The sequence below is a fragment of the Thermoactinomyces vulgaris genome (assembly GCF_005886755.1).
Taxonomy (GTDB): domain Bacteria; phylum Bacillota; class Bacilli; order Thermoactinomycetales; family Thermoactinomycetaceae; genus Thermoactinomyces; species Thermoactinomyces vulgaris.
The window spans coordinates 283,979-301,836 of sequence record NZ_CP039710.1 but is presented as its reverse complement, the minus strand read 5'-3'; the positions used below and the strand labels follow the sequence as shown (position 1 = coordinate 301,836).

At 50.1% G+C, this 17,858-nt stretch carries 15 protein-coding genes; 3 read left to right on the top strand and 12 right to left on the bottom strand.

The genetic code is table 11. The annotated features are described in order from the left end of the window. Window positions 1-43 precede the first annotated feature (43 nt). From FA954_RS01610 to FA954_RS01590, 5 genes are all read right to left on the bottom strand, one after another. Complete coding sequence (locus FA954_RS01610) at window positions 44-907, bottom strand: 3-hydroxybutyryl-CoA dehydrogenase (RefSeq protein ID WP_037995786.1); 864 nt, start codon at window positions 905-907, stop codon at window positions 44-46. Window positions 908-922: 15 nt separating this feature from the next. Next, window positions 923-2,104, bottom strand: a complete 1,182-nt coding sequence (locus FA954_RS01605) for an acetyl-CoA C-acetyltransferase (protein WP_037995788.1) — start codon at window positions 2,102-2,104, stop codon at window positions 923-925. 199 nt (window positions 2,105-2,303) lie between these two features. After that, window positions 2,304-4,277 (bottom strand): sensor histidine kinase, encoded by a 1,974-nt coding sequence (locus FA954_RS01600; RefSeq protein ID WP_049720724.1) that lies wholly within the window; start codon window positions 4,275-4,277, stop codon window positions 2,304-2,306. A gap of 56 nt (window positions 4,278-4,333) precedes the next feature. Further along, window positions 4,334-5,047, bottom strand: a complete 714-nt coding sequence (locus FA954_RS01595; RefSeq protein WP_037995791.1) for a response regulator transcription factor — start codon at window positions 5,045-5,047, stop codon at window positions 4,334-4,336. A 92-nt stretch (window positions 5,048-5,139) separates the two neighbouring features. Next, window positions 5,140-7,206 carry a (Fe-S)-binding protein gene (locus tag FA954_RS01590; protein ID WP_037995794.1) on the bottom strand — a complete coding sequence of 689 codons (2,067 nt, stop codon included), beginning with the start codon at window positions 7,204-7,206 and terminating at the stop codon, window positions 5,140-5,142. A 394-nt stretch (window positions 7,207-7,600) separates the two neighbouring features. On the opposite strand from FA954_RS01590, the gene FA954_RS01585 reads away from it, so the two are divergent. Genes FA954_RS01585 through FA954_RS01575 form a run of 3 tightly spaced genes read left to right on the top strand, consistent with a single transcriptional unit; the run spans window position 7,601 to window position 9,039 of the window. Next, window positions 7,601-8,395 carry a ParM/StbA family protein gene (locus FA954_RS01585; protein WP_037995795.1) on the top strand — a complete coding sequence of 265 codons (795 nt, stop codon included), beginning with the start codon at window positions 7,601-7,603 and terminating at the stop codon, window positions 8,393-8,395. Further along, a complete protein-coding gene (locus FA954_RS01580) occupies window positions 8,392-8,658 on the top strand; it encodes a hypothetical protein (RefSeq protein ID WP_037995798.1) in 267 nt (88 codons plus the stop codon). Before FA954_RS01585 ends, FA954_RS01580 begins: the two co-directional genes overlap by 4 nt. Before the next feature lie 27 nt (window positions 8,659-8,685). Next, window positions 8,686-9,039 carry a hypothetical protein gene (locus FA954_RS01575; protein WP_037995800.1) on the top strand — a complete coding sequence of 118 codons (354 nt, stop codon included), beginning with the start codon at window positions 8,686-8,688 and terminating at the stop codon, window positions 9,037-9,039. Between the two features lie 29 nt (window positions 9,040-9,068). Here the strand turns inward: FA954_RS01575 and kamE are convergent, their stop codons facing one another. The 7 genes from kamE to FA954_RS01540 form a co-directional block, all read right to left on the bottom strand. Further along, window positions 9,069-9,827, bottom strand: a complete 759-nt coding sequence (gene kamE, locus FA954_RS01570; RefSeq protein WP_121874268.1) for a lysine 5,6-aminomutase subunit beta — start codon at window positions 9,825-9,827, stop codon at window positions 9,069-9,071. After that, window positions 9,824-11,404 carry a lysine 5,6-aminomutase subunit alpha gene (kamD, locus tag FA954_RS01565; protein WP_138614825.1) on the bottom strand — a complete coding sequence of 527 codons (1,581 nt, stop codon included), beginning with the start codon at window positions 11,402-11,404 and terminating at the stop codon, window positions 9,824-9,826. The genes kamE and kamD overlap by 4 nt, the downstream gene beginning before the upstream one ends. Continuing rightward, complete coding sequence (gene kamC / locus FA954_RS01560) at window positions 11,401-13,032, bottom strand: lysine 5,6-aminomutase reactivase ATPase KamC (RefSeq protein WP_082240680.1); 1,632 nt, start codon at window positions 13,030-13,032, stop codon at window positions 11,401-11,403. Before kamC ends, kamD begins: the two co-directional genes overlap by 4 nt. Further along, window positions 13,001-14,059, bottom strand: a complete 1,059-nt coding sequence (gene kamB / locus FA954_RS01555) for a lysine 5,6-aminomutase reactivase subunit KamB (RefSeq protein ID WP_049720727.1) — start codon at window positions 14,057-14,059, stop codon at window positions 13,001-13,003. The genes kamC and kamB overlap by 32 nt, the downstream gene beginning before the upstream one ends. Further along, window positions 14,043-15,299: a lysine 2,3-aminomutase gene (kamA, locus tag FA954_RS01550; RefSeq protein ID WP_049720728.1), complete on the bottom strand. Its 1,257-nt coding sequence runs from the start codon at window positions 15,297-15,299 to the stop codon at window positions 14,043-14,045. The genes kamB and kamA overlap by 17 nt, the downstream gene beginning before the upstream one ends. Before the next feature lie 16 nt (window positions 15,300-15,315). Continuing rightward, complete coding sequence (gene kdd / locus FA954_RS01545; RefSeq protein WP_231564603.1) at window positions 15,316-16,356, bottom strand: L-erythro-3,5-diaminohexanoate dehydrogenase; 1,041 nt, start codon at window positions 16,354-16,356, stop codon at window positions 15,316-15,318. 106 nt (window positions 16,357-16,462) lie between these two features. Beyond that, a complete protein-coding gene (locus FA954_RS01540; protein ID WP_231564604.1) occupies window positions 16,463-17,797 on the bottom strand; it encodes a sigma-54 interaction domain-containing protein in 1,335 nt (444 codons plus the stop codon). Window positions 17,798-17,858 lie beyond the last annotated feature (61 nt).

Below are 17,858 nucleotides of genomic sequence, written 5' to 3'. Positions count from 1 at the left end.
ATCACTCCACTCCGTGAAAATGAAAGTTCAGGATGCTTTTTCTCTATTTTTCATTGTCATATTGATAAAAACCGCGACCGCTTTTCTTTCCGAGCCAGCCGGCTTTCACATATTTTCTCAACAGAGGGCACGGGCGGTATTTGCTGTCGCCAAACCCTTCATACAAGGTTTCCATGATATACAGGCAGGTATCCAATCCGATAAAATCCGCCAACGTCAGCGGCCCCATCGGATGGTTCATCCCCAGTTTCATGACAGTGTCCACATCTTCGGGCGAAGCCACGCCTTCATACACGGCATAAATGGCTTCATTGATCATCGGCATCAGGATGCGGTTGGACACAAAGCCTGGAAAATCGTTGACTTCCACCGGAACTTTCCCCATCTTTTCCGCCAAATTCCTCACGGTTTCATTCACTTCATCCGATGTGGCCAATCCCCGGATCACTTCCACCAATTTCATCACCGGAACCGGGTTCATAAAATGCATGCCAATGACCGATTCGGGGCGGGAAGTCGCTGCGGCAATTTCTGTAATGGGCAGGGAAGAAGTGTTGCTGGCCAAAATCGCATACTTCGGACTGTATTGGTCCAACCGGCGGAACAAATCGGTTTTGACTTCCATGTTTTCCACCACGGCTTCAATCACCAGATCCGCATCCTTGACCGCTTCCTGCAAATCCGCGGTGGTTTGAATCCGTGACAACACCGCCTCTTTTTCTTCCCCGGTCCACTTCCCTTTGGCCACTCCTTTTTCCAAGAGACCTTCAATCCGCGCCAGTCCTTTTTTCACCTGCTCTTCAGCCACGTCATGCAAAGAAACGGAAAAACCGGATTGGGCAGCCACTTGGGCAATTCCGCTCCCCATCTGCCCGGCACCGATCACTGCAATCCGTTTAATTTCCATCATTCCACTCCCTTTCTATCCATCCACCCGGACCAAGACGGCATCTCCTTGGGCTGCTCCGCTGCAAATGGCGGCAACCCCCAATCCTCCGCCACGACGTTTTAATTCCATGATCAGGGTGAGAAGAATGCGTGCACCGCTGGCTCCGATGGGATGCCCCAATGCCACGGCACCCCCGTTGACATTCAGTTTTTCCGCATCGATTCCCAAAAGTTTTTGATTGGCCAGGGCCACCGCGGCAAAAGCTTCGTTGATTTCATACAAATCAATGTCTTGGGGCGACAACTGGTGCTTGTTTAACAGTTTCCGGACGGCATATGCCGGTGTGATGGGAAAGTCTTTGGCTTCCATCGCCACGGATGCATGCCCCAAGATGCGTGCCCATGGTTTTACGCCCAGTTCCTCCGCTTTTTTGGCGGTGGAAACCACCAATGCGCAAGCACCGTCATTCACCCCGGGGGCATTTCCGGCTGTAATGGTGCCGTCTTTTTGGTAAGCGGGCTTTAAAGCAGCCAATTTCTCCAGTGTGGTGTCCGGCCGGACCGATTCATCCTGATCCACGACATGTTCACTTTTTCTGGTTTTGACGGTGACCGGAACAATCTCTTCCGCAAAGAGGCCGGATTGAATGGCTTTTAATGCCCGTTCATGGCTTCTCAAAGCCCATTCATCCTGCTCTTCCCGCGAAATGTTTTGTTCTTTGGCCGTATTGCTTCCATGGATGATCATGTGAACATCGTGAAATGCACACCACAAACCGTCATGCACCATCAAATCCACCAATCTCCCGTCGCCCATCCGATGACCAAAACGCGCGCCGGGCAAAACATAAGGCGCATTGCTCATGCTCTCCATGCCGCCTGCCACCATCAATCCGGCATCGCCGGCCCGCAAAATCTGATCCGCCAAGGTCACACTGCGAAGACCGGAAGCGCAGACTTTGTTAATCGTCTCCGTTCCCACTTCCCAGCTCAACCCTGCAAGCCGGGCGGCCTGGCGGGAGGGAATTTGTCCGGCTCCGCCTTGCAAAACCATCCCCATGATGACTTCGTCCACCGATTGATCCGGCACACCACTTTTGTCCAGAGCGGCCCGGATGGCCGTGCCACCCAATTCCACTGCTTTTTTGTCCTTTAATCCTCCTCCGAGTTTCCCGATCGGAGTTCGTGCACCACCCAAAATCACCGATTCGGACAAATCTCTTCACCTCCGGTAAATAGGCACTCTATCGAGCGTTCGTTCGATATGCTGGCATACGGTTGAAAACGCCTTCATTCATTAGCTTACCGGAAATTATTATTTTTAACAATAGTTAATCGAATTTATTTATTACCATAAAATGCTTTATTCTGTATAGATAAAATTTTCTATAAAAAAATCCGCACGTTGCGTGCGGTTATTTGGAATCCATCACAGGAAAACAAAGGCGAACCAAAGTGCCTTGATTGGCCTTGCTTTCCACTTCAATTTTTCCGCCCATGGCCTCCACCCATTCTTTGACCAACGCAAGCCCCAGCCCTGCCCCGTGTTCGCGCCCTCCGGTTTTTCCCTGGTAATATCTCTCGAAAATATACGGAAGTTCATCCTCGGAAATCCCCATCCCCGTATCCTGCACTTCAATGACACAGTGGTTCCCCGCCGGCCTTGCCGATAATTTGATCATCGATCCGCTCGGGGTGAAACGCAATGCATTGCGGATCAGATTGTCCAGCATTTGCGACAACCTCTTCCGGTCCACCCGGATCAGGGGCAATTTGGGCTCGATCTCCAATAAAATACTTACTTTTTTGCTTTGCCATGCGATCTGGGAAAAAGTTTCATGACTTTGTTTGATGAGTCCGGCCACCTGCGTTGTTTCCGGCTGTAAAAAAGAAGCAAGCGATTTTTTTTCATCTTCGGTGGCAATGACAAAAAGGTCATCAATCATCCTTTGCAACCGGGTGACTTCCCGTTTCAAGATTTGAACCTCTTTCGTCTCCTTCCACGGGTCATGCATGTGCAGTTGTTCCACATACCCTTGGATAATGGCAAGGGGATTCCTCAATTCGTGGGAAACATTGGCGACAAACTCCTGTTTGCTTCGCAATAAACTCTCCACTTGTCTCTTTTCATTGTGCAACTTCTGCGTCGTTTCCTCCAAAGATCCGGCCAGCTGATTCAATTGGCGGCTCAAGATTCCCAGCTCATCAATTTGTTCGTCACGAATCCGAAAAGCAAGATCTCCCCGGGACCAGGCTTTGGCGGCTTCCCCCACCTGGACGACCCGGCGGGTGACAAAGCGGGCATGAAGATAGGAAAACGGAAGAGCAATGACGAACGCGAGCAAAACCGTCAACAGGATCAGCGGAATGGATAACAAAAACGAAAAGAACATGGTCAACACCACTGCATCCACGTAAAAGAAATCGTCAAAGCGGATCATCTGATTGACCACGCCCAAAATTTGCCCGTCGTGTCCGTAAATCGGAGCGGCCGTCATATACCGGCTCCCGCTTTTTAACGGGATGCTGATCATTTTTTGCGTCTTCAGCACCTCCCGGATAAACGCTTTTTCTTCGTGATGGGCCGCTTGTGAGATCAGGGCTTCTTTCAAAAACGGATAAGTGCTGTCGGCCACCAACTCGCCTTTTTGGTTGTAAATGGTCCAATACCGTTCAACCTGATAAGGAGACCACCGGAAAATCCAATCATTCCATGCCGTGGATTCCACCTGCCGGATCCACTCGGGCAACGACGACTGAAGCCGTGGGTTTTCCATCATGTAGGAGGCCCAACGGGCCACTTGAACCGTTTCATTTTCGCCCCGGACCACTTTCGGGATATAGGTGGTGACGGTATAAAAAACAAGAGAAGAAACCAGGGAAAACACCAGAAAAAGAAACAGATTGACATGTGATAAAGTGATTTGGCGCACCAACCGGCCGGATGCCCATTCCCAAATGGCACCCAGGAAGAAAAAGATCAGGCGGAAGGCAACCAGGATGAAAAGCGCAATGGCCAAAATCCAGACATAATCCATATAAACTTCCTGATTGTCCGGCAAAAGAACCGGATATTCTTTGAAAACGGGCAACCGTTTCAACAGCCATTCCATGATCCATTCAAAACAAAAAACCCCCGTCAGGTAAGGGATCAAAAACTTTGCCCACAAAGCCAGACTTTCTTTGGCATTTTCTCCTTTTTTGAAACGATAAGCCGGCCAGACACTCATCCAAAACTCGGGAATAAACGTCAATATATACATCCAAACCAACTCATAAAAGGTACGGACCTGCCAAAGGAGCATCAGCACATATAAAAGCAAAAACGGGGCAAAGGTTTCAATCAATACCCGTTTGATTCCTGCTTTTTGGAAACTTTTCAACTGCATGAATGAGACCCCCGAATCCCTTTTAAAAAAAGGTCATCTGCTGTGCAGAGACCTTTTCACTCCTGTGATGAATCATTATTTGCCGTTTTTAACACAAACTTATAACCCATTCCCCACACCGTCAGAATATGTTTTGAATACGGCGCCAATTTTCTTCGCAAACGCGATACATGCGTATCCACCGTCCGGTCAAATCCATCATACGTCAAATCCCAGATTTGTTCCAATAAAAATTTCCGGCTGAACACCCGGCCCGGGTGGGCCAAAAACAAGTGCAACAATTCATATTCCTTTGGTGTGAGTTCCAGCAGGGAATCCTCCAAAAAAACCTCACGGGTCTCCACATTCAAGCGGATAAACCCGTAATCGATACAGGTCTGTTCGTGTTTTCCCTTCTCCTGTTCCATCAAAACCATTCTGCGAAGCATGGCACGAACCCTGGCCCTCAATTCACCGGTGCTGAAAGGTTTGATCATGTAATCATCCGCACCGACATCCAGTCCCCAAATCCTCTCCATCTCGCTGCCACGGGCCGTCAACATCAAAATCGGCACCACCGATTTCTGCCGGATTTTTCTGCAGACCTCGATTCCCTCCATATCCGGCAAAACCCAATCCAAAATCACCAGATCCGGTTGCTCCTGTTTCCAAAGTTCCAATCCTTCGCCGGCCGTGTGGGCCACCAACGTATCATAACTGTCGCGGCGCAGTTCCCCTGCAACCAGACCGGCCAATTCCACTTCGTCCTCCACGATCAAAATCTTTGGCATTTGTGCTTCACTTTCCTGTCTTTTTTTTCCTCAAAAGAAGAAGACAGCGAATACAGGAAGTTTTCTTCCCATATTCGCTTTCCCGTTGTTGATCAATGGACGCCTTCTGCCACTTCTCCCGGCTCATCCTCAATGGAAAGAGCCAAAATTTCAGCAACATCCATGGTTTGCACTGTGTCTTCAACTTCTTTGGCTTTGGTTCCGTCGGACAACATTGTCAAGCAATAAGGGCAAGCACTTCCGATCACGGTCGGGTTCACTTCAAGCGCCTGCTCGGTACGGGCGACATTCACGCGCACCCCTTCGGTTTCCTCCAGCCACATCAATCCTCCGCCGGCTCCGCAGCACATGCCGTTTTCTCTGTTTCGTTTCATTTCCACCAGTTCGATGCCCGGGATTTGATTCAGGATATAACGCGGGGGATCAAACACCCCGTTATATCTTCCAAGATAGCAGGAATCATGGTATGTCACACGTTCTTTCACTTCTTTGGTCGGCTTGATCCGTCCTTGTTTCAAGAGTTCGGCCAACACTTCCGTGTGGTGATATACTTCCGCTTCCAACCCAAGATCGGGATATTCTTTTTTAAAGGCATTATAGGCATGAGGATCAATCGTAATAATTTTTTTCACTTTATGCTTTTGGAACAAAGCAATGTTGTCCATCGCCAATTGTTGGAACAAAAATTCATTTCCCAGACGGCGGGGGGTGTCACCCGAGTTTTTCTCTTTATTCCCGAGAATGGCAAATTTCACACCTGCATGATTCAATAATTTCACCAAAGCCCGGCTGATTTTCTGACTGCGGTTGTCATAAGACCCCATTGAACCCACAAAGAAGAGGTACTCGAATTCTTTTTCTTCTTTGACGGTCGGAACGGGGACATCCGAATTTTCTATCCATTTGGCCCGGTCTTTCCGGCTGATTCCCCAAGGATTCCCCTGACGTTCAATGTTCGAGAAAGTCCGTGAAACTTCGGGGCTCATTTTCCCTTCCGTCATCACAAGGTAACGGCGCATGTCAATAATTTTATCCACATGCTCATTCATCACCGGGCATTGGTCTTCACAGTTGCGGCAAGTGGTGCAAGCCCATAATTCCTGCTCGGTGATCACATCCCCGATCAGATTGACTTCCCCGGTGTTTAAAGCTTGTTGATTCGCCCCGGCAAAGGCAAATCCCGGAACCCAGGGGCTTTTGGAAGTAATGGCTGCCCCTTTGGCGGTCAAATGGTCCCTCATTTTGACGATCAAATCCATGGGAGACAACATTTTTCCCGTTCCGGCAGCCGGACACATATTGGTGCAACGCCCGCACTCAACACAGGCATACAAATCGATCAATTGGTTTTGGCTGAAGTCTTCAATTTTTCCTTTCCCGTATTCTTCGATGGATTCATCTTCAAAATCGATTAAAGACAACTTGGATGGTGCCTGCTTCTGTTTTTGTTTCAAGAAAACATTCACCGGCGCCACCAACAAATGGAAGTGTTTGGATTGGGGAACGTAGACCAAGAAAGTCAGCAAGACCAAGGCATGCATCCACCAGAAAACGTAAAACATCACCTTGGCGGCCTCCGCACTCATCCAATCCATAAACGGCATGGCAAGGATGGAAGAAAACGGGGTGTACCAAGTGACCCCCTCGCCGGCCCACAATTTTTCAAAGGCCGCGGACAATAAAATGGAAGACATCAATAAGGTCAGAAAAATAATCACAAGACCGGATTTAAAACCTCTTTTCAACCGGGGCAATTTTTCAATATAACGCCGGTAGAACGCATAAAGGGTGGCCAACAAGACGATGAATGTCGTCAGTTCCTGCAAGAACAGAAAAAACGGATATGCCGGCACGGGAAGATGATGTCCCGGTGCCAAACCTTTGATGAATAAATCAATCGCTCCAAATTGAATGATAATAAAACCGTAAAACATCAATACATGCATGAACCCGCTTTTTTTATCCTTGAGCAGCTTCTTTTGTCCAAAAACGTTTACCAGCACTTGATTGATTCCGGTTTTTAAATCCACCTCCAAATCGGCCGGCTTTCCCAATTTCACATATTGATACCGACGATATACAACACTGGCAAATAAGTATACGGCATAAGCGGTAACTCCTAAAAAGACCAAGAGGTTCACAATTTGCAGCATCGACATCCTTTTCTCTCCTTTCCATTATTTATGTTAATTCAGAAAAAAGATTTTGCAAACACACAAAAATTACTTTAAATTCAGTTTGTTTACATTCTATCATAAACTGAGCAGTCATTCATTAATTTTTATCAAAACCAGCTTCATCCATTTCCATGGATATTTATTCAATTTTAGCATATTTTCATGCTCCAAGCCGTTTTTTTGCGCTATAATAGACCATGGTCCGGACTATGGACATTTCTATTCCGTTTATGCAGACTGTCGTCATGACAAACGGCAACCTGATTTTCCATTTCGTTGACTTTTGTCCGGACTGAAGTCCCCGGACAGACGAATTGAATGACACTTGTCATGACGACAGTCTCCGTTTGCCAAAAATGATGCAGGAGGCGTTTTTATGTTAATAGCGGTGGATGCAGGACGTGCCTTTGTAAAAACAGTAACGGGAAACCAAAAATTCTCATTTCCAAGTAAAGTTTCAAAAGCGAGAAAAAGAACATTTGTACAGACATTGGAGGAAGATATCGAGCTCCGGTATCAAGGGAAGGAATATTTTATCGGGCAACTGGCAGAGCGGGAAGGGTCTTTCACAAGACAGATGATGACCGAAAGCAAAGTCAATGTGGAAACGGTATTGTTGATCCTGACGGCTTTGTTTAAAGCAGGAGCGATCGGGGATGTAAAATTAGTCACCGGCGTGCCGATCAACATGTATAAAGAGGAAGAAAGAGCGAGGCTTCGTGCCAAGTTGGAGGGAGAGCACGAAGTGGTCTTAAACGGTACATATCGAAAGATCAATATCACCAAAGCCGCGATCACCATTGAGGGAGGAGCGGCCTATTGGGTGCACCGGCGCATGGGAACGGTGCGTATCGTGGATCCGGGAGCCCGGACGACAAACTATGCCACGTTTAAAGACGGGATTTTTATTGACCGGGAGAGCGGAACGTTGCCAAAAGGATGGGATAATGTGCGGGAAGCCGATCCGGAGGAAATGGCGGCCATGATCGTCGGACATTTGGGAGGAATGTGGTCCACGACCGATGTGGTCGAGTTGATCGGCGGAAAGGCAACGGAATTGGTGGAGCCCTTCAAACATGTGGGTTTCATCCACGCCACCAGTTTTGGCAATCCGCAATATGCCAATGCACTCGGTTATTATGCACTGGGAAAGGAGACGCTCGGTGAATGAGGGAATATAAAAAGAGGGAAAGAAGACAAGTTTCCTTTAATACCGAAGATGCGGTGGAACTGGAACTGCTCAAGTTGGCAGACCGGGAAGACATCAACTTTTCCGGACTTGTCAAAAACCTGTTGTTTGCCTATTGCATGGGCCAATTGCAACCTGCCAAAGATCTTTCTCCCGTGAAAAATTCCCGGATGCTGTCGAGTCAAAATGTACCTCCATCCTCTTTTCAAGAGATTAAAGCCAGTGGCATCCCGTTTGATTATTAAGTTTATATAGAATAGGAGAGAGAGAATATGAAGCCTCATTCTTTTCAAATCCCGTATTCTGTCGTTGACAAACTCCCTCCCATGGAACGATTCGTTTACTACGAACTGAGCCGCTTGGCCTCTCCTGTCGCTAAAAAAGATACCATTTTCAGAGTGAATATTCCGCCACGGGGGCTGATTATCAACCATTTCCGGTTGGCCAAGGAAATGGATTTTCCCTATTCGCGTGTTTCCTTTGCCATGGAACAGTTGGAGAAAAAAGAATTGATTGAAATTCATCCCTTAAACAACAAGGAGTTCCGATCCTACTATCTGGTCTATGTAAGAAAAGTTTACCAGGAAAATGAAATCCCCTTGTCTCCTCCCGAATTTTCGTTTTAAAGAAAAAGGCTGGCGCTGGCGTCAGCCTTTTACAACATCCGGGACCGGTTTTGGCGGCGAACCAGTTCCTGCACAAAGTACGAAGCGACATCCGGGGCCAATGTGCCGGGGCCGAAACCGGCATCAAACCCCAACTCCAAAGCCAGTTCATGATGAATGCGGGGGCCTCCGCATATCAGGATAAACCGGTCCCGCACCCCTTCCGCTTCCATCAATTCCACCAACCCGGTAAGCGTTTGGATGTGGGCCCCTTTTTGGGTCACCACTTGGGAAACCAAAATCACATCGGCCTTTTTCTTTAAAGCTTCTTCCATCAACACTTCGTTTTCAACCTGGCTTCCCAGATTGTAAGCCTCGATTTCCGGATACCGTTCCAGTCCGTATTCCCCGTGATAACCTTTCATATTCATGATCGCGTCAATGCCGACCGTGTGTGCGTCCGTTCCGGTGCACGCCCCGACCACAACCACTTTCCTTCCGATGTTCTCCCGGATATACTGATTGATCTGATCAAAATCCATGCGGACACTGTCCACTTTCGGAACCCGGATGGCCGTGAAATCAACGGCATGGCGGCATTTTCCGTAAACGATGAAGAAAGTGAAGCCTTCCGTCAGGTCTTTCATATGGTACACTTGCGGTTCATCCAGCCCCATTTTCATCGCCAGTTGTCTGGCTGCTTCCCGGGCTTCTTCACCATACGGAACCGGCATGCTGAAACTCAGCTGGACCATGCCGTCATTCAGTGTGTCGCCATACGGTTTCACACGGGTCAAATCCGCCTTCAACGTCCAACCCCCTCCCTTGGTTTCAATCCGAGACGCAACCGGAGTTCCGCTTCAATCGGGTTATAATAGTCACGGCTTTTTTTGAGAACCCCTTCCAGCCCCTTTCCTCCGGTCCTTGACCGTTTCACATCGGCAAACATGCCTTTTTCCAAAGCATTAAACAAGCCGGTTTCACGAATTTCTTCCAATAGTTTCATCGCTTCCTCCAAAACATGGCGGGCTCTTTGTTCGATGCGCCCCCCTGGCCGGAAGCAGATTTCTTCTCCCAAATGGCGGGCATTGCGGAAAATGTACCGGGCATTTTCGATGGCCAGTTGCCGGTCATGGATATGTGGTGTATGCATGGCTTCGGTCATCATGCCAAGCAATTGCACCCCTTGGTTCGTCATGATGCCGACCAAATTAAACAGTGCATTTTGGATATGGCCCTTAAAAATATTTCCGGTCATGTGTTTGGTCGGCGGCATATACTTCAAGGGGGCATTGGGAAAGATTTGCCTTGCCATCTGGGCCTGGGCAATTTCCCACAGCAACCCGTCTTCCAAATCCGGATTCATTTCAAACGCATGGCCGAGTCCCATTTGCTCCGGGGGAAGTCCCGACAACAGCGCCAACTGTTCATTGATGAATTGCGACGCCAGCACGGTATGCGCGCTTTTTACGGCATCGGCTGTTGTCAAATAATTGTCTTCCCCGGTATTGATCATGATGCCGGCATAACTGTTGATCATGCGGGAAAACGATTGGTCGATCAGGGTTCGCTGCATGTTGATATCCCTGAACAAAATCCCGTACAGGGCATCATTCAGCATGACATCCAACCGCTCAAACGCTCCCATGGCGGCAATTTCCGGCATGCATAACCCCGAGCAATAATTGCACAGATAAATATACCGCCCCTCTTCCCGGCTGACTTCATCCAGCGCTTTCCGCATGATCCGGAAATTCTCCTGGGTGGCAAACGTCCCCCCGTACCCTTCCCGTGTCGCGCCATAAGGCACATAGTCCAGCAAACTCTGACCCGTGCTGCGGATCACGGCGATAATATCCGCCCCCTGGCGGGCCGCAGACTTGGCCTGCACAACATCTTCGTAGATGTCGCCGGTTGCCACGATCACATACAAATAAGGATTTTTTCTCTCCCCGGTTTTCCCGGTCCACTGCTGTCGCACCATCCGGTTTTTCCAAATCTCATCCAGAGCCAGAGCGGACATTTGCTTTCCTTTTTCCTGAATCTCAGCCAAGGGGGCACGGCGGAGTTGCACCAAATCCCATTTTCCCTCCGCCACTTGTTCCGCGACATACTGCGCCGAACACCCGTTGATCACCATCGCATTTAAAACCCAATAAGCGGCACCCGTTTCCAATTGTCCTCTTTCCAGCAAGTGATCCACAACCACATTGGCCAGCGGCACTCCATCTTCATTCACCCCGTCGATTCCAAAACAACGCAAAACCGTCCGTTCCACCGCAACCGTGGTGTGATCGGAAACCAACCGGTCCACTTGGGTGGCGATCTCTTTGGCCGCTTGACGCGCACGCGCGATTTTCTCAGGATCCAGCCTCAATTTATTCACTGTTCCTCCCCCGCTTTCTCCCCCGCTTGTTGTTTGGCCATCCGGATGATTTCGGGAGGCAGACCAATGGCTTCAGCAATCCGGATGGCTTCATGCGGGATGCTTTTTCGTCCCTCTTTGACCGGGATCAGCCGGTAATCCATCCTTTTTTCAAGAGCATCGGGAAGAAATGCACCGGCTTCGGCCATCCGCCTAGAAATCCCGGCCACTTGGTACAGGCGGATGCCTTTGACTTCCAGCACCTCCTGATAATGCGTCACATGCACGGAATAGTGCCGCTCTTTGGCAAGAAAAGCCGTGACGGCCCGGGCCAATGCCCCTCCTTCCACCGGATTGGTTCCGCTTCCCGTTTCATCCAACAACAACAGTCCCGTTCCCGGAAGCTGTAAAAACTCACGAAACCGGACCATTTCTGCACCAAAACGGCTTAGCCCTTGCCGGATTCCCTGTCCGTCACCGATCAAACCGGCAACCCAGGAAAACAAAGGCATGTCACAGGCGGCAGCCGGGACAAAAAATCCGTATTGCGCCAAGACAGCAATCAACCCGAATGTTTTTAATCCGACCGTTTTCCCCCCCATATTGGGGCCGATGATCACCGTCACCCCGCGCCGGATGGAACAATCCACACGGGTCATGGATTGTCCGCGTTCGTTCAGCTTTTGCTCCAAGGCAGGATGGAAAGCGCCTTTCACCCGGAATTGATTTTTGGACCAGCGCGGGCGGACTCCTTGCCAGTGTTCGGCCGCCCGGATCCGGGCCCATTGCAGATCAAGCCGGGTGATGTGAACCATCCATTCACGGAAATCCGGGACCAACGGGACCAGTTCTTTTACCAACCACCAGTTGATTTCCTGTTCGATCCGGGCGATCTGTTCTTCCCATGCGGCAATTTCACACGACAAGGGATGCTCGTTTTTTAAGCGGTAAACCGATTCATGGGACGTTTGCCGAACCAGCATCAATTCCGCCTCTTCTTTTAACAACCGGTCCCCTTCTGTATCCCGGGGCACCACCCATTCTCCAAACCGGTTGCAAGTTTGCCCGGTTTTTTCCGCAATCCTTACCGCCTTTTGTTCCTGATCCCGTTTGACTTTTGCCTGCAATTTCCTGAGCGTTTTTCTGGCTTCTCTCAAACGGTCATCATAGGCATCATCAAACCAAAAAGAAGATGTGTGCGTTTTGGCGGGATTTAAAAGGAGAAAAGCCTTTTCGCACCGCTTTTCCATCGCTTTGTTTTTGAGAATCATGCGGAAGAGCGTGGTTTGTTTCAACAGCGAATGGAGCTTCTGCGTGCTGTATAAAAAGGTTTTCAGTTGGAACCATTCGGTCAAGTCCAATAACCGGAACTCCTCCAGTTTCCGTAATACAGAGGAAATGTCCGGGATTTCGGTGAGAAGGGCATGAACCGGTTCCCGTATGGAAAAAGCGTCAAATTGCTTTTTGATCTCTGCTTGCTCTTGTAAACATTGCTGCCAGGCTTCTTCCTCTCCCGGCAAAAACGGCCGGCAATCCTTTTGCTCTCTTCCGTAAGGGGTGAGCGGCTGAAACAAGTCCAGGCAAACCGAGAGGCCGATTTCTTTGGCAGTACGCTCATCACAAAACATCACACCACACTCCCTGCTCATGCCGGTCCCTCATCACATCCACCACGGGGACGGGAAAGAAAAGGCGGCCGATTTTTTCTTTCATTTCCCCGGGGGGAAAGGAATATCCGTCCGGCGATTCCGGGTTGACGGCCACCTGAAGGAGACGGATCGGTTTCAGGACGCGAATCTCCCCTCCTTGCTTGTAAAAACGGCGAAGCACCGGCATACTGACAAATAAATGCGTAATGTCCGGAACGATGATGCGGACGGCCCTCCGGGAGCGGAGAAAAGTTTGCAACATCCGATCGGTCAACGCTCCGCTGATCGCCAGTGCCTGCCATTCTTTTTGCAACCATTCTCCGTCCTCCCGGACGGAAAACAAACCGGTGAAAGGAAGCAGTTCGATGCGGTTGCGGAGAACTCCGACCACCCGCTTTTTTTCCAAAGCCAAGGCTCCGGCTTTTTGTTCCGGAAAATGGCTGCATGCCTTCAAGCGCAGCAAGCGGCTCCATTCCCCGGCTTTGCGGAGGACCTCTGCAAAATTTGGATCAAGGGAAGCCCCGATGACGAGAATGGTTGCATCGGTCAGTTGGGGACTGGACGGCGATCTTCGGTCATAAGCCCCGTCCAACAGGATTTTTTGTGCACCGGCCTGCCTCAAAAACTCCATCGCCCGTTCCGCCCCGCTTTTGGAAGGAAGACCTGCCAACAGAACCGGTCCCTCCCGTTTGGCGCGGGCAATGAACACTTCCCCCATCACCGATTGGATTCCGCAGGATTGAATCACTTCCCAGTGCCCCGGTTGACGGTTCAACCAGTGAGCGGAAGTGGCCACCAGCATATTCTCCCTCACCCGGATCAAAGGCTTTTCCCTGCCGCTTATGGCATCATGTTTCTCCCCGTCCACGCCCATGCTTAATATCCCAAGCACACCGGCCTTGGGGGCATCGCGGATCAACGCATTCAACACGGTTGTTTTTCCGGCGTTTTTGGACAGTCCGATGACAGACAAGGAGGAGATATCCATTTTTAAGCCCATGGCCGGTTCCTTAAGACGGATGGACACGCCGGTCTTCCCGTGTCAATTGTTTCGGTTCCAGATTGATCCGTTCATCGTTCATCAAAGCGGCGATTCCCACTTGCTCCCCGGCTGCTCTGCAGTATTCACATTCTTCTTTGTTATGTGGTTGGTAATGGGTCGGCTCGGGATAACTGGTGATCACTCCTTCAAAATTGCGCAAAACGGTTTTTTCGGTGCTTTGCGAGATCAGATAATTCGGGCTGAGCGGAATTTTGCCTCCTCCTCCCGGGGCATCCACCACAAACGTGGGAACGGCATAACCGGAAGTATGCCCCCGCAAATACTCGATGATTTCCAATCCTTTGGAAACAGGAGTTCTGAAGTGCCCGATGCCTTCCGATAAATCGCATTGGTAAATGTAATAAGGCCGGACACGGATTTTCACCAACTCATGCATCAATTTTTTCATGATATGCGGACAGTCATTGACCCCGGCCAGAATCACGGACTGATTCCCCAGCGGCACCCCTGCATCCGCCAACATTTCACAAGCCCGTTTGGCTTCCGGCGTGATTTCCTTCGGATGGTTAAAATGCGTGTTCAGCCATACCGGATGGTATTTCTTTAAGATATTGCACAAATTTTCAGTGATCCGTTGCGGGAAAACAACCGGGGCCCTGGTTCCGATCCGGATGATTTCCACATGGGGAATTTCGCGCAGGTTTTTCAGCAAATACTCCAAAATCCGGTCGTTGACCAATAATCCGTCTCCCCCGGATAACAGCACGTCCCTGACCTCGGGTGTGTTTCGGATGTAGTCGAGGCAGGCATCCATCTGTTTTTTGGGAACGCCCATCCCGATTTGCCCGGAAAAGCGGCGGCGCGTACAATAGCGGCAATACATGGAGCATTGGTTGGTGATCAAAAACAGGACCCGGTCCGGATAACGATGGGTCAATCCGGGGACGGGGGAATCGGTATCTTCCAACAGCGGATCTTCCATGTCGTAAGGAGTGCGGTCCAATTCGGCAGAAACCGGCACCGATTGCATCCGGATGGGATCTTGCGGATCATCGGGATCCATCAACAGTGCATAATACGGCGTGATATTCAGCGGAATGGTCTGTTTGGAGATCTTCACCCCTTCGATCTCTTCCGGCGTCAAACGGATCACCTTGCTTAAGTCTTCAAACGTGCGGATGGTGTGCGTCAGTTGCCACAGCCAGTCATTCCACTGTTCCTCCGTCACATCTTTCCACAGTTCGATCTCACGCCAATCTCTCATCTGTCTCCGACCCCTTTCATTGATAGCGTTTGGCAAAAGCTTGAAACAACCGGTCACATTCCCGAAGAGACTGAAAAGCCAACGTTGCGTGCCCGGGAGCATAGCCGTTTCCAATCATCATTTGCACGTCCTTGCCCATTCCTTCGGCTCCCAAAGCTGCTTTGGTAAACTGTACCGCCATGCTGAAGAAATAAACCAATCCTTGATCCCGGGTGGCCAAAATGGAGGAAAGCTCCGTATCACAAGCGTTGACACAGTTGATGGTCAAATCAGCCAGCTTCCCGCAGGTGGCTTTGTGAACCGCCTCATAAACCGCCATCGGATCCGTGGCATTCAACCGGATCACTTCATGGACCAGCCCAAGGGAACGGATTTCCCGACATGCCTTTTCGCTGGCCTCAATGGCGATCACTTGCCCGGACTTGCCCGCTTTTTTCCATGCCTGATACAAACTGAGCATCCCCGACTTTCCGCCGGCTCCCAGCACCACCACCCGGTCCTGCGGCCGGACCAGACGGGCCGTTTGGGCAGGGGCACCACATACATCCAACACAGCCAGTGCCACTTTTTCCGGGATGTCATCCGGCAAAAGGGCAAATGGTCCGCTTGCAAACAGGACGGCCCGCCCCTTGATTTCGACTTGACCGGTATCCATGTGTATTTTTTTGATTTTTTCGATGTGAAGCGGCGTCAGTGTCAGGGATACCAAGGTGGCAATTTTCATCCCTTTTTTGACGTCACGGGATGGAAAACGGGGGCCGGCCTCTTGCACCGTGCCGATCAACATGCCGCCGGATCCCGTCACCGGATTGTGCATTTTACCGCGTCGGGAAACAATGGACAAAATCTGTTCTTCCACCTTGCCGGCGTCATGGCGTGCTTCTTCTTTCAATTGCTGAAAAGAAGCGGAATCAATGTTTAAGCAATCCACTTCAATCAGCAGTTCATTGTCATAAACCATCGGATCCGCATTCAGCTTCCAAGCCGGTTGCGGCAACGCGCCGGCCGGTTCCATCACACGATGCAAACCATAGGGGTGGCCTTTCGGATAAATCAAGTCGTTCCCTCCTCTCGCCCTTTATTCATGCAAATCCGGTGCCAACCGAAAACACGGGGCATCCCGGGTTTTTTAACATAAAAAAAAGCCCATTTTTGGGCACTTTTTAAACCGAGTTGATTTTCTTCAATTTGTATTGCAGGGTCTGGCGCGGAATCCCCAACCGGCGGGCTGCTTTTAACACATTGCCTCCGGTTTCTTTCATCGCCTGCCGGATCAACCGGGTCTCCACTTCTCTCACCACTTCCCGCAGCGACTTGCTGTTTTCTTTGAATAAAGTTGATAATTGGATCCCGGCATCGGATTTTCTGTTTTTGAAATGGGCGGGCAGATGGTCGACGCTCAGTTTTTTTTCGGTCGCCAACGTCAAAGCCCCTTCAATGGTATGTGCCAACTCCCTGACATTTCCGGGCCAATGGTACTGATGGAACAGCCGGAACACTTCATCGTCGATTTCTCCGGCCGGCGAATCGATTTCGGCCTTTAACTTCCTGAAAAAATAACGGGTCAAACATGGGATGTCGTCTTTTCGCTCCCGCAAAGGAGGAAGATGAATTCCCACCACATGGATGCGGTAGTACAAGTCTTTTCTCAACTTTCCTTTTTGCATGCTGATGAGCAGATCTTCGTTGGTCGCCACAATTATCCGCACATCCACCGAACGGAATCTCGCATCCCCGACGCGCCGGACACCGCCTTCCTCGAGTGCCCGCAATAATTTGGCCTGCAACTCAATCGGCATCGATTGGATTTCATCCAGGAACAACGTTCCTCCATCTGCCAATTCGAATAATCCCGGGCGATCTTCGGAACCTGTAAACGCTCCTTTCACCGTGCCAAATAAGATCCCCTCCAGCAAAGTTGACGGAATCGCCGCGCAATTTTGCACAATGAACGGCCCCTTCACACGACCGGAGGCACTGTGAATCGATTGGACAAACAATTCCTTTCCGGTTCCAGTCTCACCGACCACCAAAACGGGAGATTTGGTTTGCGCAGCCCGCTTGGCTTTCTCGATTTCCTTCAGCATAACCGGGTTTTGCGTCACAATATCGGCAAACTGGTAAAAGGATTGTTTTTTTGAAGTTAAGCGGCGAGGCGTCGGGTTCATTTTTTCTTGCAAGTGAATCACCTGGTCGGACAATTCCTTGACCTGCGTGATGTCGCGCGAAATTTCAGCAGCTCCCACCACTTCCCCACGGACCCGGAGCGGAATGGTGCGGTTGACGGTCAGCACCCTCTGTCCTCTCCGGTTCATAAACGACTGCTGTTTTTCTTCGATGGATTTTCCCGTTTGCAGCACGTTCAAAAGTGTACTCGTTTTCTGTGTCAACGAGGGAAATGCCTCAAGCACATGGACGCCCATGACTTCGTCAATCTCCATCCCGTCCAGCTTGGAAGCCGCTTTGTTGTAAAAGACCGTCATTCCCCGGGCATCCACGATATGCACCCCTTCATTCAAACAATCCAGAAACCGGCAAATCATTTTTTTGGACAAGCGG